Source organism: Mucilaginibacter sp. P4_E8 (assembly GCF_056401495.1).
Genome location: NZ_JBFUJG010000010.1, coordinates 1 through 18,482 on the forward strand (window position 1 = coordinate 1; position 18,482 = coordinate 18,482).

14 protein-coding genes are annotated in these 18,482 nt (G+C 41.7%); 11 read left to right on the plus strand and 3 right to left on the minus strand.

Going from position 1 to position 18,482, the window contains the following annotated elements:
• Window positions 1-479: DUF47 domain-containing protein (locus AC1DRQ_RS06260; RefSeq protein WP_477422946.1), on the plus strand; the 479-nt coding region annotated here is incomplete at its 5' end.
• 133 nt (window positions 480-612) lie between these two features.
• Here AC1DRQ_RS06260 and AC1DRQ_RS06265 read toward each other — a convergent pair.
• Together AC1DRQ_RS06265 and AC1DRQ_RS06270 are read right to left on the minus strand one after the other, a co-directional pair.
• The gene (locus tag AC1DRQ_RS06265; RefSeq protein WP_477422948.1) at window positions 613-3,114 is read right to left on the minus strand and encodes a TonB-dependent receptor; all 2,502 of its coding nucleotides are present in this window, start codon (window positions 3,112-3,114) and stop codon (window positions 613-615) included.
• A 125-nt stretch (window positions 3,115-3,239) separates the two neighbouring features.
• A complete protein-coding gene (locus tag AC1DRQ_RS06270) occupies window positions 3,240-3,653 on the minus strand; it encodes an EamA family transporter (RefSeq protein ID WP_429398361.1) in 414 nt (137 codons plus the stop codon).
• 173 nt (window positions 3,654-3,826) lie between these two features.
• On the opposite strand from AC1DRQ_RS06270, the gene AC1DRQ_RS06275 reads away from it, so the two are divergent.
• From AC1DRQ_RS06275 to AC1DRQ_RS06320, 10 genes are all read left to right on the plus strand, one after another.
• Window positions 3,827-4,504, plus strand: coding sequence for a response regulator transcription factor (locus tag AC1DRQ_RS06275; RefSeq protein ID WP_477422950.1), 678 nt, complete (start codon window positions 3,827-3,829; stop codon window positions 4,502-4,504).
• Window positions 4,501-5,748 (plus strand): sensor histidine kinase, encoded by a 1,248-nt coding sequence (locus AC1DRQ_RS06280; protein ID WP_477422952.1) that lies wholly within the window; start codon window positions 4,501-4,503, stop codon window positions 5,746-5,748. The genes AC1DRQ_RS06275 and AC1DRQ_RS06280 overlap by 4 nt, the downstream gene beginning before the upstream one ends.
• A 90-nt stretch (window positions 5,749-5,838) precedes the next feature.
• Complete coding sequence (locus AC1DRQ_RS06285; RefSeq protein WP_477422954.1) at window positions 5,839-7,074, plus strand: TolC family protein; 1,236 nt, start codon at window positions 5,839-5,841, stop codon at window positions 7,072-7,074.
• 1 nt (window position 7,075) lies between these two features.
• Complete coding sequence (locus AC1DRQ_RS06290) at window positions 7,076-8,002, plus strand: efflux RND transporter periplasmic adaptor subunit (protein WP_477422956.1); 927 nt, start codon at window positions 7,076-7,078, stop codon at window positions 8,000-8,002.
• Window positions 8,002-11,076 (plus strand): efflux RND transporter permease subunit, encoded by a 3,075-nt coding sequence (locus AC1DRQ_RS06295; protein ID WP_477422958.1) that lies wholly within the window; start codon window positions 8,002-8,004, stop codon window positions 11,074-11,076. The genes AC1DRQ_RS06290 and AC1DRQ_RS06295 overlap by 1 nt, the downstream gene beginning before the upstream one ends.
• Window positions 11,077-11,133: 57 nt before the next feature.
• Window positions 11,134-12,138, plus strand: coding sequence for a YncE family protein (locus tag AC1DRQ_RS06300; protein ID WP_477422959.1), 1,005 nt, complete (start codon window positions 11,134-11,136; stop codon window positions 12,136-12,138).
• A gap of 121 nt (window positions 12,139-12,259) precedes the next feature.
• On the plus strand, window positions 12,260-13,306 hold the full coding sequence (locus tag AC1DRQ_RS06305) for a fatty acid desaturase (protein WP_477422961.1): 1,047 nt from the start codon (window positions 12,260-12,262) through the stop codon (window positions 13,304-13,306).
• Window positions 13,307-13,515: 209 nt separating this feature from the next.
• Complete coding sequence (locus AC1DRQ_RS06310) at window positions 13,516-14,352, plus strand: sterol desaturase family protein (RefSeq protein ID WP_477422963.1); 837 nt, start codon at window positions 13,516-13,518, stop codon at window positions 14,350-14,352.
• An 89-nt stretch (window positions 14,353-14,441) separates the two neighbouring features.
• Window positions 14,442-14,882 (plus strand): hypothetical protein, encoded by a 441-nt coding sequence (locus AC1DRQ_RS06315; protein WP_477422965.1) that lies wholly within the window; start codon window positions 14,442-14,444, stop codon window positions 14,880-14,882.
• Window positions 14,883-15,030: 148 nt separating this feature from the next.
• A complete protein-coding gene (locus AC1DRQ_RS06320) occupies window positions 15,031-15,930 on the plus strand; it encodes a hypothetical protein (RefSeq protein ID WP_477422967.1) in 900 nt (299 codons plus the stop codon).
• A gap of 330 nt (window positions 15,931-16,260) precedes the next feature.
• Here the strand turns inward: AC1DRQ_RS06320 and AC1DRQ_RS06325 are convergent, their stop codons facing one another.
• The gene (locus AC1DRQ_RS06325; protein ID WP_477422968.1) at window positions 16,261-18,480 is read right to left on the minus strand and encodes a putative Ig domain-containing protein; all 2,220 of its coding nucleotides are present in this window, start codon (window positions 18,478-18,480) and stop codon (window positions 16,261-16,263) included.
• Between the last annotated feature and the right edge of the window lie 2 nt (window positions 18,481-18,482).

The window sequence follows — 18,482 nt, forward strand, 5'->3', positions numbered from 1 at the left end:
TAAAAATAAAAAGCTACGAACTTACTCACCAGGTATTTTCAGAGTCGGGCAAATCATTGGTATCACCATTTCAGCGTAAAGATATGTGCGATCTGGCCGCTGCCGTTGATGATGTTGCCGATAGTATAGCCATGGCATCGCGCAGGATACACCTGTATGATGTTCCCGAAATAACGCCGCCAATCATCAACCTGGCAAATTTGATATTTCAAACAAGCATGGAGCTTCAAAAGGCTATTATTGCCATGAGTAACCTGGGTAACTCAGCACATATTTTTGAGCTTTGCAACAATATTAAAAAACTGGAATTTCAGGCAGATACCGTTTATAACGAAGCCTTTGCCGATTTACTGGCTAACGAAACGGATGCTATACAGCTTATTAAGTATACTGATGTTTTTATGGCGATGGAAACCGCTACCGATAGTTGCGAGGATGCAACGCTTATTATTGAAAGTATCCTGATCAAAAACGGTTAATAACTGTTAAGTCAATGTTATCAGCATAAGTTAAAATAAATGGTCCCGAAATAAATTCGGGACCATTTATGTAACCAGTTGGTACACCTGCCCATGGGATGCTGAAACAAGTTCAGCATGACACTAAAATCTATTAATGTTTGCCCTTATCATCCTTCTTATCGCTTTCTTTTTCGGGTGGAGCATCCGGGGTATTCATATTCTCCTCGTCCCTTTCTTTGTTTTCTTTCTTAAATTCAAGCTTGCCAAATTTGTAGCTCAGGCTTATGCCAAATGAGCGTACGGGGACCTGCCTTATATTAACTGTGCTAAAGCCGCTGCCAAAGGTTGTTGAACGCTGGCCAACAAAATTGGCGAAAGGATTAGCTGCTGTAAGCCCGAAACTGAACTTTTTATTGAGGATCATTTTTCGCACAGCAAAGTTATAGAATACGAATTTAGGATTAACACCCTGTATGCCTTTTTGCGATGAGTTGTAGTTGCCAAAAAACTCTGCGCTCAGGTCATGCCCAAAATTGTATTGCGCGTTTAGGTTTAAACGATAAGTAAAACCGCTTACACTTGCAAAACCAGGGTTTCTGCTGATCCTGTCAGAAAATATCATGTTGGTACGCAGGCTCAGTTTACTTGTTACCGGTACTGATGCATATAAATTGATACCTGTACGTATCTGCGAACCTAAGTTATACCATTGATTTAATGACACGTTATTATAAGTGATGCCGTTTACATCCAGCTCCGGAAAAAAGGTGGTGAACTGTTGTATATCATCCGTATTGTAACGGTAAAACGCGGCTATATTAATGTTAGCTCCCTTATCAAATGACTTATTGTAGCCCAGTTCAAAATTATCGCCCTTTTCAGGTTTTAAATTAGGGTTACCAGTGCTGATGTTACGAGGGTCGCTGATGTTTAAAAAAGGGTTCAGGGCGCCATAATCAGGCCGTTGTATACGGCGGGTATAACTAATTTTAATAGACTGGCTATCGCCAATTTTATGTGAAAATACCAACGACGGTACCAAAATGTTATAATCAGGGATATCAGCTCCTTGAAAATCCGCTTTGATGGTAGTATACTCATCCCTTAAACCTGCCTTTATATCCAGAAAATTATGAAACAGCGATGTGGAGGCAGAAAGGTAATAGGCATATATTTTACTGTCATAAGTAAAGCCATAGGTTTGGTTTGTATTAGGCACAAATCCACCGTTCAATAAAGTATCAGTAACAACATTATTATTGATGTGATTAAAATCAAGCTTGGCGCCCGTTTCAATAGTAAAATTTTTACTTACCGGATGGGTGTAATCAACCGAAATATTGGTTTCCCTATCCTTGCCCGGATTATTATTTGATATACCTGTTGATGGCCTATTTCCGGCTAAAAAATCTGTTTGCTGAAAGGAGCTGAAGCTGTTATTACCAAAGCTTTCGGTATACAATACATCAAGCTCCTGCCCTTCTTTTTCAAATGTTTTTTTGTAACCAACGCTCACATCAGTTGAGGTGCCGTTAAATTTACTTCTGGAATTACGGATATCTGCAAGATCTGACACGAAATTACCTGCCGCATCAACTACCCGCGTATCCTCGTTGCTAACACCAGTGCTATGGTTACCAAAATGATTAAACCCAACAGACGCGTTCAAATCATCATGTTTACTTATATTCCAGATAAAGTTTAAACCCGATTGGTAACCGTTGCGGGTAAAGTTGTTGCTGCCTTGCTGCAGCAGCGTGGTCATATTTTTTAATGAATCTGTTGAAGTACGGGTACGGCTATTGGGCGAGTTGCTGTTGAGCTGGGCATTGCCGCTAAAAAAAGCGTTCACTCCAAAATTACCTTTGCGTACATTCAGGTTAAATGATCCGTTTTCGCGGCGGGTACCAGCCGATAGGTTAACGCTGCCATTAACACCTTCAACCCTGCTGTCTTTTAATATAATGTTTACTATACCTCCTGTACCGGCAGCATCATACTTTGCACCGGGACTGGTGATCACTTCAATACTTTTTATCTGACTTGCGGGTATGCTTTGCAGCGCATCGGCCAGGCTGGCTCCAAAAATACTTGATGGTTTCCCGTTTATTAAAAAGCGGATGTTGGCATTACCCTGCAACTCCACGTTACCATCAATATCAACCGTTATTTGCGGTACTTTTTTTAATATATCAATAGCTACACCGCCCTGCGCGCTCAGGTCGTTTTGTGGATTGTACACCATCTTATCTATCCTGTTTTCAACGGTAGGGGTTTTGGCAGTTATGGTTACACCCTGTAACTGACGCGGCACGGGTGCCAGTTTTATTTCGCCTACAGATATGTTACCGCCATCCTTAACAATTACGTGTTCAATAGTAGCACGTTGATACCCCAAAAAGTCGGCTGTAATTTTGTACTCGCCGGCAGGTATGCGATCTACCGTAAAATTCCCTTTAGTATCCGTACTAATACCATTAAATGGCGATGCATTACCCTGTTTGTAAACAGATATAGTTGCATAGTCAACCGGTTGTTTGTTAGTAGCATCGGTAACTTTACCGCTTATTTTACCTTTGGCGGCAGGGTTAACCTGGGCTTGAACATTAACATAAAAAATAACTAACAAAAACGATACAAAAAGGGCCTTCATTACAATAAATTGGTGATTAAGTCGCGAATTTGATAAGAAAGATTGGATAAAAATTGAATTTTATCAATTGTTGTGTATTTGTTACAGTAAGGTTAACTGTATGTATATATACTTGTTACAAAACACTAAAAAATGAGCACTAAAGTACCTGCGATGATCAATAAAGCGCCCGATGCCGTTTTTAATGTAAGTGGCTCGCCTAAAAATACAACGGATAGCGCAATGGCTATGGCAACACTTAATTTGTCAACCGGTGCTACTTGTGATACCTCGCCCAGTTGCAGGGCCCTAAAATAACAGATCCATGAAAGGCCGGTTGCACAGCCCGAAAGCAATAGGAATGTCCAGTTCATTTTGGTTAAACCACTTATGCCCTGGTTGCTGCCTTTAAATAATACGATGGCCCAGGCCAGTATCAATATCACTACGGTACGGATGGCGGTTGCCAGATCGGTATCAACCCCTTTTATGCCTATCTTGGCAAATATTGCGGTAAGTGCGGCAAACAATGCCGATAGTAAAGCGTATATCCACCACATGCTTTTTGTTTTACATTAACGTTATATGTTGGACATTCTAATTTAATGTTCAACAATTTAAATGCTAATTTGCTTCCATATTCTGTAGTAAATCTGAGGAAATACAGAATGTGTACAAATTGCGCCTTTACTTTTGACGAGTTGAAGATATCCAACGTAAAACCTGCAACGTAATGAAGTTACTGATCATTGAAGACGAAGAGGGCCTGCGCGAAAGTATAGAAGAGTACTTTACCGAAGCCGGCAACATTTGCGAAACTGCAGCCAGCTACCCTGCCGCTTTGGCCAAAGTTGAGTTGTACCGTTATGATTGTATCCTGCTGGATATTACCCTACCCGGCGGCAATGGCATCAGCATACTTAAAAAATTAAAGGAAAATAATTATAACGATGGGGTACTCATCATATCAGCCAAAAACTCATTGGACGACCGCCTGCAGGGCCTTGACCTGGGTGCCGATGATTACCTTGTGAAGCCTTTTCATCTATCTGAGTTAAAAGCAAGGGTGTCGGCCATCATCCGGCGTAAAATGTATAATGGCAGCAACTTGCTGATATTTAACGAGCTCAATATTGATCTGCAGGCCAAAACGGTAAAGGTGCATGATAAACCCGTTAAATTTACCCGCAAAGAGTTTGATCTGCTTATTTATTTTATTGCCAATAAAGGCAAGGTGATTTCAAAAAATGCCATTGCCGAACATTTATGGGGGGATGGCATTGACCTGGCTAATAACTTCGACTTTATTTATTCGCATATCAAAAACATCCGCAAAAAACTAATGGAGGCCGGCGGGAACGATTATATACAGGCAGCCTATGGTATGGGTTATAAATTTACTGATCAATGAAGCTGCTCACCTTATATAACCGTGTAAATATTATTACCACTATTGTTGTAATGCTGATAACTGGCATTATTTATTACCAGGCCATTAGCTGGATACTAAACGATCAGAATGATAAAGCATTAAAGGTTGAGGAAGATGAGGTTTTTGATTATGTAAAACTAAATAACAGGCTGCCCCAGGTGTTCGATTCCAAAGATCAGCAGATCAGCTTTACAGAGGCCCCCTCTAACTCCATCAGGCGCGAATTCATCAACACCAAATACCATAAAGATAAAAATACGTATGAATCGGGCCGTGGGTTGATCAGCTCTGTTACGGTTAATGGCAAATATTACAAAATACTTATTGTTGAATCAAAAGTAGAAACAGAGGACCTGATCCAGATCATCTTTGGTATTACCATTGGTGTTATTTTGTTTTTGCTGCTGGTACTGCTGGTTGCCAACCGCTTAATTTTAAACCGGTTATGGCAACCTTTTTATGCTATTTTAAAAGAGCTGAAACTATTTAACATAGCCGATAACCAGGAAATTGCCCAAACCACTACCAATATTGAGGAGTTTAAGGAGTTAAACCAGGCTGCAACAGCCATGTCGGCAAAAGCCAAACATGATTATAAGGATCTGAAGGCGTTTACCGAAAATGCATCACATGAATTACTTACACCTATCGCGGTCATTAATTCTAAATTGGATACCCTGATACAAACCGAAAATTTTAGCGACAGGCAAAGCAAGCTGCTTAACGATCTGTACAGCGCGGTATCAAGATTAAGTAGGCTCAACCAATCATTGTTGCTGCTGGTTAAAATTGAAAACAAGCTGATGACCGATCAGCAAAACATCAATTTACGCCAACTGTTGGAGGAAATGCTGATGCAGCTGGAGGATATTTTTCTGGATAAACAAATAACGGTTACTACCAATCTGGCAGATAAAGAGATCGTTGCCAGCCAGTACCTGATAGAGATTTTGCTGAACAATCTCATCATTAATGCGGTAAGGCATAACTATCCGGGTGGCCATATTATTATTAAGTTAACTGCAGATAGCCTGATCATCAAAAACTCTGGAGATGATGCCCCTTTGCACGAAGAACAAATATTTACACGTTTCCATAAATCGTCCGGATCTGAGGGCAGCGGGCTGGGGCTTACCATCAGCAAGCAGATCTGTGAAAATTTTAACTTCTCTCTGAAGTACCAATTTCATGCACCCTACCACACCTTCACTGTTATCTTTTAAATTTGTTACGATAGCTATCCCAAATTAATTCAGAATTACACTATAGTTTCGCTATGTTTAAATAGCATTTATTTATTTATATATCAGTTAATGAAGTGGTTTTTCGGTCTTATACTATTCACACTTACCTATACTGTTGCCGGTGCACAAACCTACACGCTTGATCATTATCTTGAACTGGCCAAAAATAACAGTCCGCTGCTTAAAGACCTGAAAAACCAGGTAGCATCAAACCAGTTAGATAGTTTACGCGTCAGAGCGGGTTATAAACCACAGGTAAGCGCCAACAGCACCGGCCTTTACGCGCCTGTTAAAAATGGTTATGGTTATGCGGCGGCTATTACTAATGAACATACGCTTAATGCTTTGTTAGGCATAAATCAATCTTTGGATAGCAAAAAGAATATAGCCGCGCAGGTTGATGCCATTACCCTGCTATCTCAATCAGTAAATAATACCGCCAAAATATCTGAACAGGACCTGAAAAAAGCTGTTACCGCGCAATATATTAGCGCTTACGGCAGCTTGCTGCAATTAAAATTTAACCAGGAAATTGTAACCCTGCTTAGCCAGGAAGAAGACCTGCTTAAAAAACTTACCCGTACCAATGTTTATCGCCAAAGCGATTACCTTACCTTTTTGGTAACCCTAAAACAGCAGCAACTGCAGCTGTTACAATCGCTTATGCAATACAAAAACGACTATGCCACTTTAAATTATTTAACAGGCATTGCCGATACCAGCTACATAGAACTGCAGGAGCCGGGCATTCAAAAAACCTATACCCCCGATGCAAGCAACAGCATATTTTTCAGTCAGTATAAAACGGATAGTCTTAAATTGGTAAACAGCCGCAGCCTGGTTGATTTTGCCTACAAACCTAAAATAAACCTGCTGGCCGATGGCGGTTATAATTCTGATTTTATGAACCAGCCTTATAAAAACTTTGGCATAAGTGTAGGCTTTAGCTTTACCCTGCCCATATATGATGGCGGCCAGCGTAAAATTCAATACCACAAACTATCGCTCGAAGAAGATACCCGCAAAAGTTATAAGGCCTTTTTTGATGCACAATATCGCCAGCAAATAGCGCAGCTAAATCAGCAAATTACCGGCAACGAAAGCCTGCTGGCGCAGATTGATGAACAGATGAAATTTTCAGAAAGCCTGATCAAGGTTGATACCAAACTGTTGCAAACTGGCGACCTGCGTATTGCCGACCTGGTACTGGCCATTAACAATTACCTGAGCATCAAAAACCTGAAAACGCAAACCAATATCACTAATTTACAGCTCATTAATCAGTTAAATTACTGGAACCGATAACATGAAACCTAAACGTACCTATATAATTGCCTGCCTGTTGACGCTCTTGTTTTCATGCAAAAGCAAGGATCAGCCTGCCGATGAGGGAGATGCGGCAATAGCATCGCAAACACCGGTTACGGTAACCACGGTAAGTGACAGCACCCTTGTTGATTATGTTGACATGAGCGCGACTTCAGTTTTTCTGCAAAAGAATTTCATGAAGGCCAATGCCAATGGCTACATACAAAAAGTAAATACCCAGCTTGGGCATTATGTAAGCAAAGGCGAAACTGTTTTCACTATAAAAACCAAGGAGGCCCAAAGCATAGGTAATAGCATCAATGTGCTTGATACTACCTTTAAATTTTCGGGCGTTAACCGTATCAAAGCACCGGGGAGCGGCTACATTACCCAGTTAAACCACCAACAGGGCGATTATGTACAGGATGGCGAACAACTGGCCGTTATAAGCGACCGCTCAAGCTTTGCCTTTGTAATGCAGCTGCCTTATGAAATGCGCCGTTATGTACAAAACAACCAGGATGTACAATTACTGTTACCCGGCGGCGAAAAGCTAACAGGCAAGGTAAGCTCTGTAATGCCATCGGTTGATACCTTATCACAAACGCAGGGTATGGTGATCAGGGTGAACAGCACTAATCTGATCCCCGAAAATTTGGTGGCCAAAGCCCGGATCATAAAGTCGGAAAGGCCAGGTACCGCGTCGTTGCCCAAGGCAGCCATCCTGACCAACGAAACTCAAACAGAGTTTTGGGTAATGAAACTCATCAACCCTACAACGGCTGTTAAAACCCCCGTTACCAAAGGTATTGAAAGCGGCGACCGAGTGGAGATCTTATCGCCCAAATTCTCGGCAACCGACAAGATAGTAGTAAGCGGTAATTATGGATTGGCTGATACAGCCAAAGTTAAAATTGTGCAGTAATGACCAACGGGAAAAGCTTTTTCATATCGCATCGTAAACCGCTGGGTTTAGTTTTGGCCATAATTATTATGGGCGGGCTATTTGCGTACTCTAAATTACAAACCTCACTTTTCCCTGAGATCACCTTCCCCAAGATCAAGATCATTGCCGATGAGGGTTTGCAGCCGGTAAATAAAATGATGGTTACGGTTACCAAACCGCTCGAAAACGCCATTAAACAAGTTCCTGACCTGCAACTGGTGCGCAGTACAACCAGTCGTGGCAGCTGCGAAATTTCGGCCCTGCTTAATTGGAATGCCGATATTGACCTGAGCCAGCAGCGCATACAATCCAGCATCGACCAGATAAAAAATGACCTCCCTGCAGATGTCAATATATCTGTAGAAAAAATGAACCCCTCCATACTGCCGGTAAGCGGCTACACGCTGGAGAGCCATAATAAATCGCCCATTGAACTGCGCCAAATTGCCACCTATACCGTAAAACCTTTTTTATCGCAAGTTGACGGGGTGTCCGAGATCAGGGTTATCGGAGGTAAATTAAAAGAATACTGGCTCACGCTTGATCCTCAAAAAATGAGCTCACTGGGCCTAACGCCCGATATTATCAGCAATACACTGGCGCAAACCAACTTCGTAAAATCAGCTGGTTACCTGTCTGATTATAAAATGCTGTACCTGACCGTTACCGATGCTACCATTAATGCCAAAGATGAACTGGAGAACCTGGTGATCAGCAACAACAGAAAAAGAGTGGTACGCTTAAAAGATTTTGCCGGCATTCAGATAAATGAAGGTATTGAATATACACGCATCAACGCCAACGGGCACGATGGTGTTTTAATAGCGGTAATAAAACAGCCAAATGCCAATTTAATTTCCTTATCAACAGATATGGAACAAAAGGTGAAGGACCTGCAAAAAATACTGCCGGCAGGTGTAAGCATAAAACCATACTATGTTCAGGCCGATTTTGTGAACGACTCGGTAAAAAGCGTGAGCGACAGCTTATGGATAGGCTTATTACTCGCCATTATTGTGGCAGTTATATTTTTACGCTCATTTAAGGCCAGTGTAACTATACTAATTACCATACCGGTTACGCTATGCCTTACGCTGCTGGTACTTTATGCATTAGGCTACACCTTTAACATCATGACATTGGGTGCCATAGCCGCGTCAATAGGTTTAATTATTGACGATGCCATTGTGGTAGTTGAGCAAATTCACCGTACACATGAGGAGCATCCTGATGAGCTTACCCGCCACCTTGTTCAAAAGGCTATTAATTATTTATTCCCGGCTATGGTTGGGTCGTCCATCAGCACCATTGTTATATTTATTCCTTTTGTGCTGATGACCGGGGTTGCAGGCGCCTATTTCAAGGTGCTTACCGATACGATGATCATTACACTGGTATGTTCGTTTTTTGTGACCTGGATAGGGCTGCCGGTAATTTATGTGCTGTTAACCCCTAAACCTAAGTTTAACAATACGGTAAAGGCTAAGGACGAAAAACCACATCAGGTTAAAAAACACCGTTGGGTAAGTTTCCTTATTCTTAGGCCATATGTGGCTATCATTATTATGCTGATGCTGGTCGCGGCAATTGTACTGATCCCGTCGCGGTTGGAGACCGGTTTTTTACCCGAAATGGACGAAGGCAGTATTGTGCTCGACTATAATTCGCCTCCAGGCACGTCCCTGGAAGAAACCGACCGTATGCTGCACGAGGTTGAAAAGATCATCATTAAACAACCCGAAGTAACCGCCTACTCGCGCAGAACAGGCACGCAAATGGGCTTTTTTATTACTGAACCCAACCGGGGCGATTACCTGATACAACTAAAAAAGACCCGTGACAAAACTACCGAAGAGGTGATCAGTGAGCTGCGTAAAAAGATTGAAACCACCCAACCCGCCCTGGTTATTGAATTTGGACAGGTGATCACCGATATGCTGGGCGACCTCACCACTTCGGCCGAACCCATCGAGATCAAGATCTTTGGTGACGATCCTAAAAGGCTAAATATACTATCAAAACAAATAGCTGATCTGGTTGAAAAGGTAAAAGGGACCGCCGATGTATTGCCCGGCATTATCATAGCAGGTCCATCAGTAAGCATAGAACCACATTACGGCAAACTGGCACAGTATAATATTACGCCGGCCAATTTACAGTTACAGGTGCAAACTGCTTTGGAGGGCAATGTAATTGGCAACATGCTCGAAAAAGAACAATTATCGCCTATCCGTATGGTTTACCCGGGCAACAGGACATTAAATGTAGCGGGTATAAATAGCCTGAACATATTTTTACCCAACGGTAAACTTATTCCCATCAATGAACTGGCCGCGGTTGAACTAAAGGCAGGTGATGCCGAGATAAACCGGGAAAACCTGCAAAGCATGAATGTGGTTAGTGCCAGGCTCGAAAACAGCGATCTGGGTACGGTTATACCGGCCATTCAAAAAACCATTGCGCAAAACGCAAGCTTACCACAAGGCTATCATGTAGAATATGGTGGGGCGTACGCGCAGCAGCAGCAATCATTCAAAGAACTGCTTATTATATTAATTACTGCGAGTTTACTGGTTTTCGGGGTGATACTTTTTCTGTTTAAGCAGTTCAGGATAGCCATACTCATATTGGTAACAGGCGTGTTAGGTATTGGCGGCAGTTTATTGGCCCTGTTCATTACCGGTACCCCGCTAAACGTGGGCAGCTATACCGGTTTAATCATGATTGTGGGCATCATTGGCGAAAATGCCATATTCACCTTTCTGCAGTTTAAAGAAAACGCGCTCGAAAACCCGGTTAATGATGCTATCAGTTATGCCATTAGCACTCGCTTAAGACCAAAACTTATGACGGCTCTTGGGGCAATTATTGCTTTGCTGCCCCTGGCCTTAGGTATTGGTGCCGGGGCACAGTTGCACCAACCTTTGGCCATAGCTGTAATAGGTGGTTTTTTAGCAGCCCTACCTTTATTATTGATAGTTTTGCCCGCTATGTTGCGCATTTTGTACCGGCATGGTTTTACGCACCCATCAAATGAAAACCAGCTTGGTTAACACAGCTTTTCTACAGATTTAACAGGTAATTTCATTGCAACAAGCAAACCATCAAAAATGAAAAAGCATATTTTAATTACCTTACTGTTGCTAACAACAAGCATCATCCCGCAGTTATCACAAGCTCAAACCTACGTAGCCGATAAAACCATTACCCTGCCCGGCGATGGTGGTTATGATTATCTGGCCATTGATAAAGTAAACCGCCGTTTATACGTATCACATGGTACTTCGGTACATGTTATTGATCTTGCTACAGAGCAGCCTGTTGGTGCGGTTAATAATATGAAGGGGGTTCATGGCATTGCTATTGTAAACAAGCTTAACAGGGGTTTTATTAGTGATGGCAAAGCAAACGCCGTAGTGGTCTTTGATTTAAAAACGCTTAAAGTGATTGCCACCATACCTTTAACTGATGCCAACGGCCCTGATGCAATCATGTATGATCCTTACTCCAACCGTGTTTTCAGTTTCAATGGCGAAAGTAATAACTCATCAGTTATTGATCCTGCTACTCTTAAACAGGTAGGTACGGTTGCCCTCGGCGGTGCTCCCGAATTTGCTGTAACCGATGGTAAAGGTAAAATTTACAATAATCTTGAAGATAAAAGCAGTCTGAACGTAATTGACAGCAAAACACTGAAGGTGATCAAAAATTATCCGCTGGCACCTTGCGGTGGCCCAACGGGCCTGGCATTAGATGCAGCCAGTCAGCGGTTGTTTACCGTTTGCCGCGAAAATAAAGGTGTAAGCGTAGTTGATATTAACACCGGAAAGGTGATCACCACTTTACCTATAGGCGCCGGTGTTGATGCGGTGGCTTATGATCCTCAAACCAAATTGATATTTTGCTCCTGTGGCGATGGTACAACTACCATTATCAAACAAAAATCGGCCAATGACTACAGCGTTGTACAGGTGCTTAAAACAACAGACAGGGCCAGAACCATGGCATTGGATCTCCAGACTCACAAAATTTACTTAAGTGTGGCACAGTTTGAACCCGGCACAAGAAAAGCAATACCAAATACCTTTAAAGTACTGGTATTCAAGCAACCATAAGAACATTTCTATATAAAATATTCGTGAAATGTTTATGAAGTTTTGCCTTTTATGATAATTTTTTTACGACAAAATGATATTTTCGAGACGTTATTGTTATATTTAACGTTTATATACTATAATGATTAAGAAAACTGATTTTGTTTATTCCCAGGAGTCTGAACCTCATCGTATCCGCACAAAAAAAATTTTAAAACAGTTTCCGCAATTACGGAAACTGATAGGTAAAAACCCAAATACCATATTTGCCATTATTGGCCTGGTAGCATTCCAGGTAGTTTTAGCCTGGTTTTTACGCGACCAGTCATGGTGGCTTATTTTTGGCGCAGCTTATTTATTAGGCGCTTTTGCCGATCATGCTTTGTTTGTAATGATACATGAGTGTACTCACCAATTACTGTTTAAAAACCGTAATGCCAACCGTTGGGCATCTATGTTTGCGAATTTACCGCAAATATTGCCAAGCGCCATATCATTCGAAAAATATCACATTAAACACCACTCTTTTCAGGGTGTACATGAACTGGATGCCGATTTGCCCAACAAATGGGAGGCAAAACTTATTGGGCATTCATTTTTTGGTAAAGCGTTATGGTTGTTATTTTTCCCGGTATTCCAACTTTTCCGTTTATCAAGGTTAAGGGAAATTCATCCAATTGATGGCTGGATAGTTACCAACTTTGTATTGCAGGCTGTATTTACAACCGCTGTATGGTACTTTATGGGCTGGCCGGCAATTGCCTTTTTACTGTTAAGCTTTTCTTTTTCGGTTGGCCTGCACCCGCTGGGTGCCCGCTGGATACAGGAGCATTACCTTACCCACAGCGTGGAGCAGGAAACTTACAGCTATTATGGTGGTTTAAACCTTGTAGCATTTAATGTGGGTTTCCATAATGAGCACCACGATTTTCCTTCTATTCCATGGAATAAACTTCCTGAAATAAAGAAGACAGCGCCTGAGTATTATGAAACCCTGTATTTTCATACCTCATGGACCAAATTATTTTTCCGTTTTCTGTTTGACCGTGAAATATCACTGTTTAACCGTATCCTGCGTAAAGACCGTGGCCGTGTTGCCATAACAGACATCTCCAGGCCAGACATGGACCTGATCAAGACTGATAAGTTAAAGCCTGAATTGGTAACGGTATCAGCAAATAAGATTTAATAAAAAAGGGCTTTTAAAAAAGCCCTTTTTTATTTTAAGCGCCTTCAGAAATTCACCTCATTTAGATAGCGGCCGACAGGCATCCAAATCTAAAAATGAATGCGTTTTCCCTTTAGTACCCGCTGAAAATGAACAAATGATGAAGACCTAAAGTTGAATTAAGTAAAGGGCACGAAATACACTATCTTTAGTTCCCTATTAATTAAACTATGGCCGAGCTGCGCTCTTTTTTTTCTCATCACGAAGATCTTACACAGGTAATTTTATACGCGGGTATTATAACCGGACTATGGTTTGCCGAAATGATGGCATCAGTTGAAAGTATCAGAAATAAATGGAAACACTCTGTTGTGAATACTTTATTTATTTTTACCGCATTACCTATACAGCTATTATTAACCACCTTTGTTGTTTTAATATCAGCATGGGTTACGGCCCATCATTGGGGACTTATTACCTTTATCCCCTATCATTATAACCGCTGGGTGTATTATATCAGTTTGTTTATTTTGCTTGACCTTTGCGAATATATTTATCATGTTACCATGCACAAAGCAGAACCATTGTGGAAATTTCACCTGGTTCACCACAGCGATCTTAAGGTTGATGTATCAACCACTACAAGGGAACATCCCTGTGAAACCTGCATACGAACTTGCTTCCTGATGTTATGGGTATTTATTTGCGGCCCCGCCATTGGTGTTTTAATTTTACGGCAAACCTTCCAGTCGTTTTCAAATATTGTTGCCCATACCGAATTCAGGTTGCCCGAAAGAGCTAATAAAATTGTAGCGCTGGTATTTATTACCCCTAATCTGCATCATGTTCATCATCATTACCAGTTGCCTTATACCGATTGCAATTATGGCGATGTACTAAGCATTTGGGATAGGCTATTTGGCACTTATGGGCAATTAAGCAAAGAGGAAACTGTTTTCGGCATTGATACCCATATGGACGAAAAGCTAAATGCCAATTTTATAGGTGCCGTTAAAATCCCTTTCCAGAAGTTTGAGCGGAAGCCGCACAACCAGGATATTTTTTAATTACTACCCTCAAACCCTCCTTAAAAAAATTATTAACAGCTATAAAAATCAATACAAAATTCATTATAATTGCTAATATTTTTAGTATTATGGATTTACTTTGCGTTACAGACCAGCTCATTATATTTAGCCGTTATATAGGACAACAGGTGATGATCAACAGCCTTTTAAATAATGAAATAACTATTGGCACCCTTGCAGGCACCAAACAAAGTGCTATACTGGTTACTGTTGATAATGTGAGTAGATGGATACCATTTTATGACGATTTTAAGGTTTGTGAAGTTAAACTCTTGCTAAAACCTTTAAAAAAATTAACTCCTGCCATTATAGCTACAGCAAACAACCTGCCGGTGCAGGCGTTTATACCACCCTATTACCAGCAGTTAGGTTTTGATATGCCTGTTTTTATTGCTCCCGGACATACCTGCAATTGCCGGTATGTACAGGAACTTAACCTTGCTGACTATCGTACCCCCGGCGAAATCTTTCAGCAGAACGCGCTTTTACTGGCGTTTGAATCTGCATGAAAACAGGGTTATATTTAACCAGGTAATCAAGCGTTTTTATAAGTAATTAGTGTGTCAAAACCCTCATCATTAACACAATAAAACCATTTAATTAATGCGATCTTCATACTATTTTGGTTAATTTGCGTTATTATTTGCAACAAATAAGATGAGCAGATCAAAAAAATTAAAATTAATTGTACCGTTAATTACCCTGATTTTTATGGGAGCCTTTGCCAAGCACAGGCTATTTGACAAAACGGTGCAATCTGGTACGCTCAACAGCAAACAAATGAGTGAAACATCCGGTATAGCTGCATCATCCATCAATCCTGATATTTATTATGTACACAACGACAGTGGCGACACCAGCCGTTTTTTTGCTATAAATCCCAATGGTAAATTAAAAACTACTATTTATTTTAAAGGTGAACATAGAATTTTAGGTGTGCATGATTGCGAAGATATAGCTGTAGGTCCGGGCCCTGTTAAAGGAAAAAGTTATGTTTACATAGGTGATATTGGGGATAATAATGGTTGGTGGAGCTATATTACTATTTATCGTATTCCTGAACAAAAATCATGGGCTACTGACAGCCTGAGCAACGTCACAGCGGAGCCTATCAATTTAAAGTACCCTGATGGCGCCAAAGACGCGGAAACCCTGATGGTTGACCCTATAGAAAAACTGTTTTATATTGTTACCAAACGCGGTGATACGGTAAATGTTTACACAGCACCGCTAAAAGCAGCAGCTAAGGATACGCTTATCCTTACTAAACGTGCCAGCCTGTTTTTTCCGGGTTTCAGGCCGTTTAAATGGATAACCGCTGGTGATATATCAAAAGACGGGCAACAGGTATTGCTAAAAAGCTATGAAAAGGTTTATTACTGGCGCCGCCAGCCTCATGAGCATATTTGGGCTACCATGATAAGAAAACCGGAGGAACTATCCTATAAAGCGGAAAAACAAGGCGAAGCAATAGGATTTACACCTGATGGTAAAGGCTATTATACTACCAGCGAAGGTGTATTTGCACCCATTTATTATTACGAAACCCCGGAGTAAGGTTGTCTGAACCTTGATTCCCCGGATTAAAAAATTCACAGGATTTTCTTTTTAACCCATCGATTTTGTCATGCTGAACGGAGTGAAGCACAGTACACCCCATCGGGTACCGTGTTTATAGTGTAACCATAACGAGGTTTAGCTCCATAGGAGCTTCCTGATCAAATGGCAGTAACGCTATAGGAAGCTCCCATGGAGCTGATAACTTACTTTAATAATTACTATAAACACGGTACCCCGATGAGGCATAGACCGACAAGTTATTTCTTTCTTCAGCGTTTTCCGAATTCTACATCTCAGGATAACAAATTAAAAAGCTGAACTTTAATCCTATTTCTCTATCCTAACCAGCATTACCCCATGCGGGGCCACTTTGGCGCTGAAAGTTTTACCTGTTGTTACAATATATTTTTGTTGCCATACATCCCTGAATTTGGTAAAACCCTTTAATGCAGGGTCGTTTTTATCAAGGCTGATGGTTTGATATTTATCTGACATGTTAAATAAACCAATGGCTTTGCCACCATCTTTAAGTTCCTTTACCCAAATCTGATAATTATCATTCTTTATGTACCGGGCTGCTCCTTTACCTAAAGCATCCTGATCAATAGCAAGCACTTCATCATTGGTAAGCAAACTAAGCGTAAAGCTATCCAGGTGGCCCATATCGCAACCTATTAATAATGGTGACGACAGCAGGCTCCACAAACTGATATGCGTGTATTGCTCGTCATAGGTAAGGTGGGTGTTGTGCAGGCTTGGCCCCCATCCTACTTTTCCTACAACCAACATATCGGGATCGTTAAAATGACCGGGCTGCGAAAAAGGTGCCGCCTTATCCTGGTTAAAGCCAATGGACGATAAACTCCGCCACGTATCCTGAATATCGCCGGTAGTACGCCAGCTGTTACCGCCAACTTCGGCGCCCCACTCCCATACGTTTCCCCAGCCATATTGGCAAAGACTATACATGATGTCGCGATTTATTTTATCCAACGCGCCACGCATTACCTGGTAAGGTTTTTTCAAAGCAGGCAAATCAGGGTTGGGTGGAGTAACTTCCGAATAAGCACACCAGTCATATTTTAAATAATCAATACCCCAATCGCCATAAGTTTGCGCATCCTGCTCTTCATGCTGCCAACTGCCTAAAAAGCCACCGCAAGTACGCGGCCCCGGCGACGAATAAATCCCCATGCGTAAACCTAAACCATGTACATAGTCGGTAAGTCCCTTCATATCCGGAAATTTGCTGTTCGTGGCAATTTTACCATCGGGCAAACGCTGCTCTGCTTCCCAGCCATCATCAATATTGATATAGGCCCAACCGTGCGCGCTAAATCTATCGGCCATTGCTTTGGCTGATATGCGTACCTTTTTATCATCAACGCTTAATCCCCAGGCGTTCCAGCTGTTCCAGCCCAGGGCAGGTGTTAAGCCTATTTTATCGCCAATAACAATAGTAAACTCTTTTGTTTTACTACCAAGTTTATTGCTTACCGTAAATGTTACCGGGTACGTACCTTTCTGGGCTACGGTACCGGTAATGATACCTGTGGCCGCATCCAGTTTTAAGCCATCGGGCAAACCCTGAGCCTTATACACCAGCGGTTTTTTGCCGGTTGCGGGTATCAGGTACAAAAACGGGTTACCCGGCCGCGCGCCAAAAACATCGGCACCATTTATTTTTGGCTTTGCCGATGGATAAGGTGTTAATAGGTAAGGCGTTGTTTCGGTTTGTGTGAGTACTTTACCAGATTTTTCATCGGTAAAAGTATAGGTAATAGCGTATGACTTTTTCTCCAGCCGGGCTATCTCAAATGTGTAGGTAAATGGCTTGCCGCCGGTAAATGCAGCGTCGTTAGTTTTCTCGTATAAAACCGCGTTGGTTTCAGGATCGGTAACCTTGAATGCCAGTTTACCCTTATAATCATAATGGTTGCTGGTAATCAGCCTGATAGATTTGCTCAGGCTGTTACGCTCGCCATAATTAAAATCGGCTTCGGTGTTAACACTTACATGATCCATCACATCGGCCATGCCTATGCTAAAGTTAGTGCCATATATACCACCATCGCCGCCGGTATCATATATACGCACAGCCAAAACGTTTTCCTTATCCCATAAAATAGCAGGATTATTTGCAGCTATAGTATAAGTACGCGGGCCATAAAACGCCCCCTTTACAATATCGCCGGTTTTACCGCCGAATCTGCCTATCAACTTGCCGTTGAGGTAAACTTCATCGTTGTCATCAACACTGCCCAGGTTAATACGCAGGCTATCCTTTAAAAACGCTTTTTCTTTTAACGATGACGGGATAACCACATGGATGCGATACCAGCCAAAACCATTATAGTCAGGGTGTCCTTCCTGCTCCCAGCTTTGGGTTACATTTACAGTTGCCCAATGCTGGTCGTTATAGGTTGGCGACGACCATTGTACCGAATCGCCTACGGCTAATTTCCAACCTTTATTTAGTGGAACATCCTGTGCGGCTGCTTTAAAAAAAATGGCAGCCAGCAAGGTCAGTACAAATAATTTTCTCATTC

Coding starts and splice junctions, on each gene's coding strand:
- AC1DRQ_RS06265 (WP_477422948.1), bottom strand. CDS start 3,114: ATGAAGGCCCTTTTTGTATCGTTTTTGTTAGTTATTTTTTATGTTAAT.
- AC1DRQ_RS06270 (WP_429398361.1), bottom strand. CDS start 3,653: ATGTGGTGGATATACGCTTTACTATCGGCATTGTTTGCCGCACTTACC.
- AC1DRQ_RS06305 (WP_477422961.1), top strand. CDS start 12,260: ATGATTAAGAAAACTGATTTTGTTTATTCCCAGGAGTCTGAACCTCAT.
- AC1DRQ_RS06275 (WP_477422950.1), top strand. CDS start 3,827: ATGAAGTTACTGATCATTGAAGACGAAGAGGGCCTGCGCGAAAGTATA.
- AC1DRQ_RS06310 (WP_477422963.1), top strand. CDS start 13,516: ATGGCCGAGCTGCGCTCTTTTTTTTCTCATCACGAAGATCTTACACAG.
- AC1DRQ_RS06280 (WP_477422952.1), top strand. CDS start 4,501: ATGAAGCTGCTCACCTTATATAACCGTGTAAATATTATTACCACTATT.
- AC1DRQ_RS06290 (WP_477422956.1), top strand. CDS start 7,076: ATGAAACCTAAACGTACCTATATAATTGCCTGCCTGTTGACGCTCTTG.
- AC1DRQ_RS06320 (WP_477422967.1), top strand. CDS start 15,031: ATGAGCAGATCAAAAAAATTAAAATTAATTGTACCGTTAATTACCCTG.
- AC1DRQ_RS06300 (WP_477422959.1), top strand. CDS start 11,134: ATGAAAAAGCATATTTTAATTACCTTACTGTTGCTAACAACAAGCATC.
- AC1DRQ_RS06325 (WP_477422968.1), bottom strand. CDS start 18,480: ATGAGAAAATTATTTGTACTGACCTTGCTGGCTGCCATTTTTTTTAAA.
- AC1DRQ_RS06285 (WP_477422954.1), top strand. CDS start 5,839: ATGAAGTGGTTTTTCGGTCTTATACTATTCACACTTACCTATACTGTT.
- AC1DRQ_RS06315 (WP_477422965.1), top strand. CDS start 14,442: ATGGATTTACTTTGCGTTACAGACCAGCTCATTATATTTAGCCGTTAT.
- AC1DRQ_RS06295 (WP_477422958.1), top strand. CDS start 8,002: ATGACCAACGGGAAAAGCTTTTTCATATCGCATCGTAAACCGCTGGGT.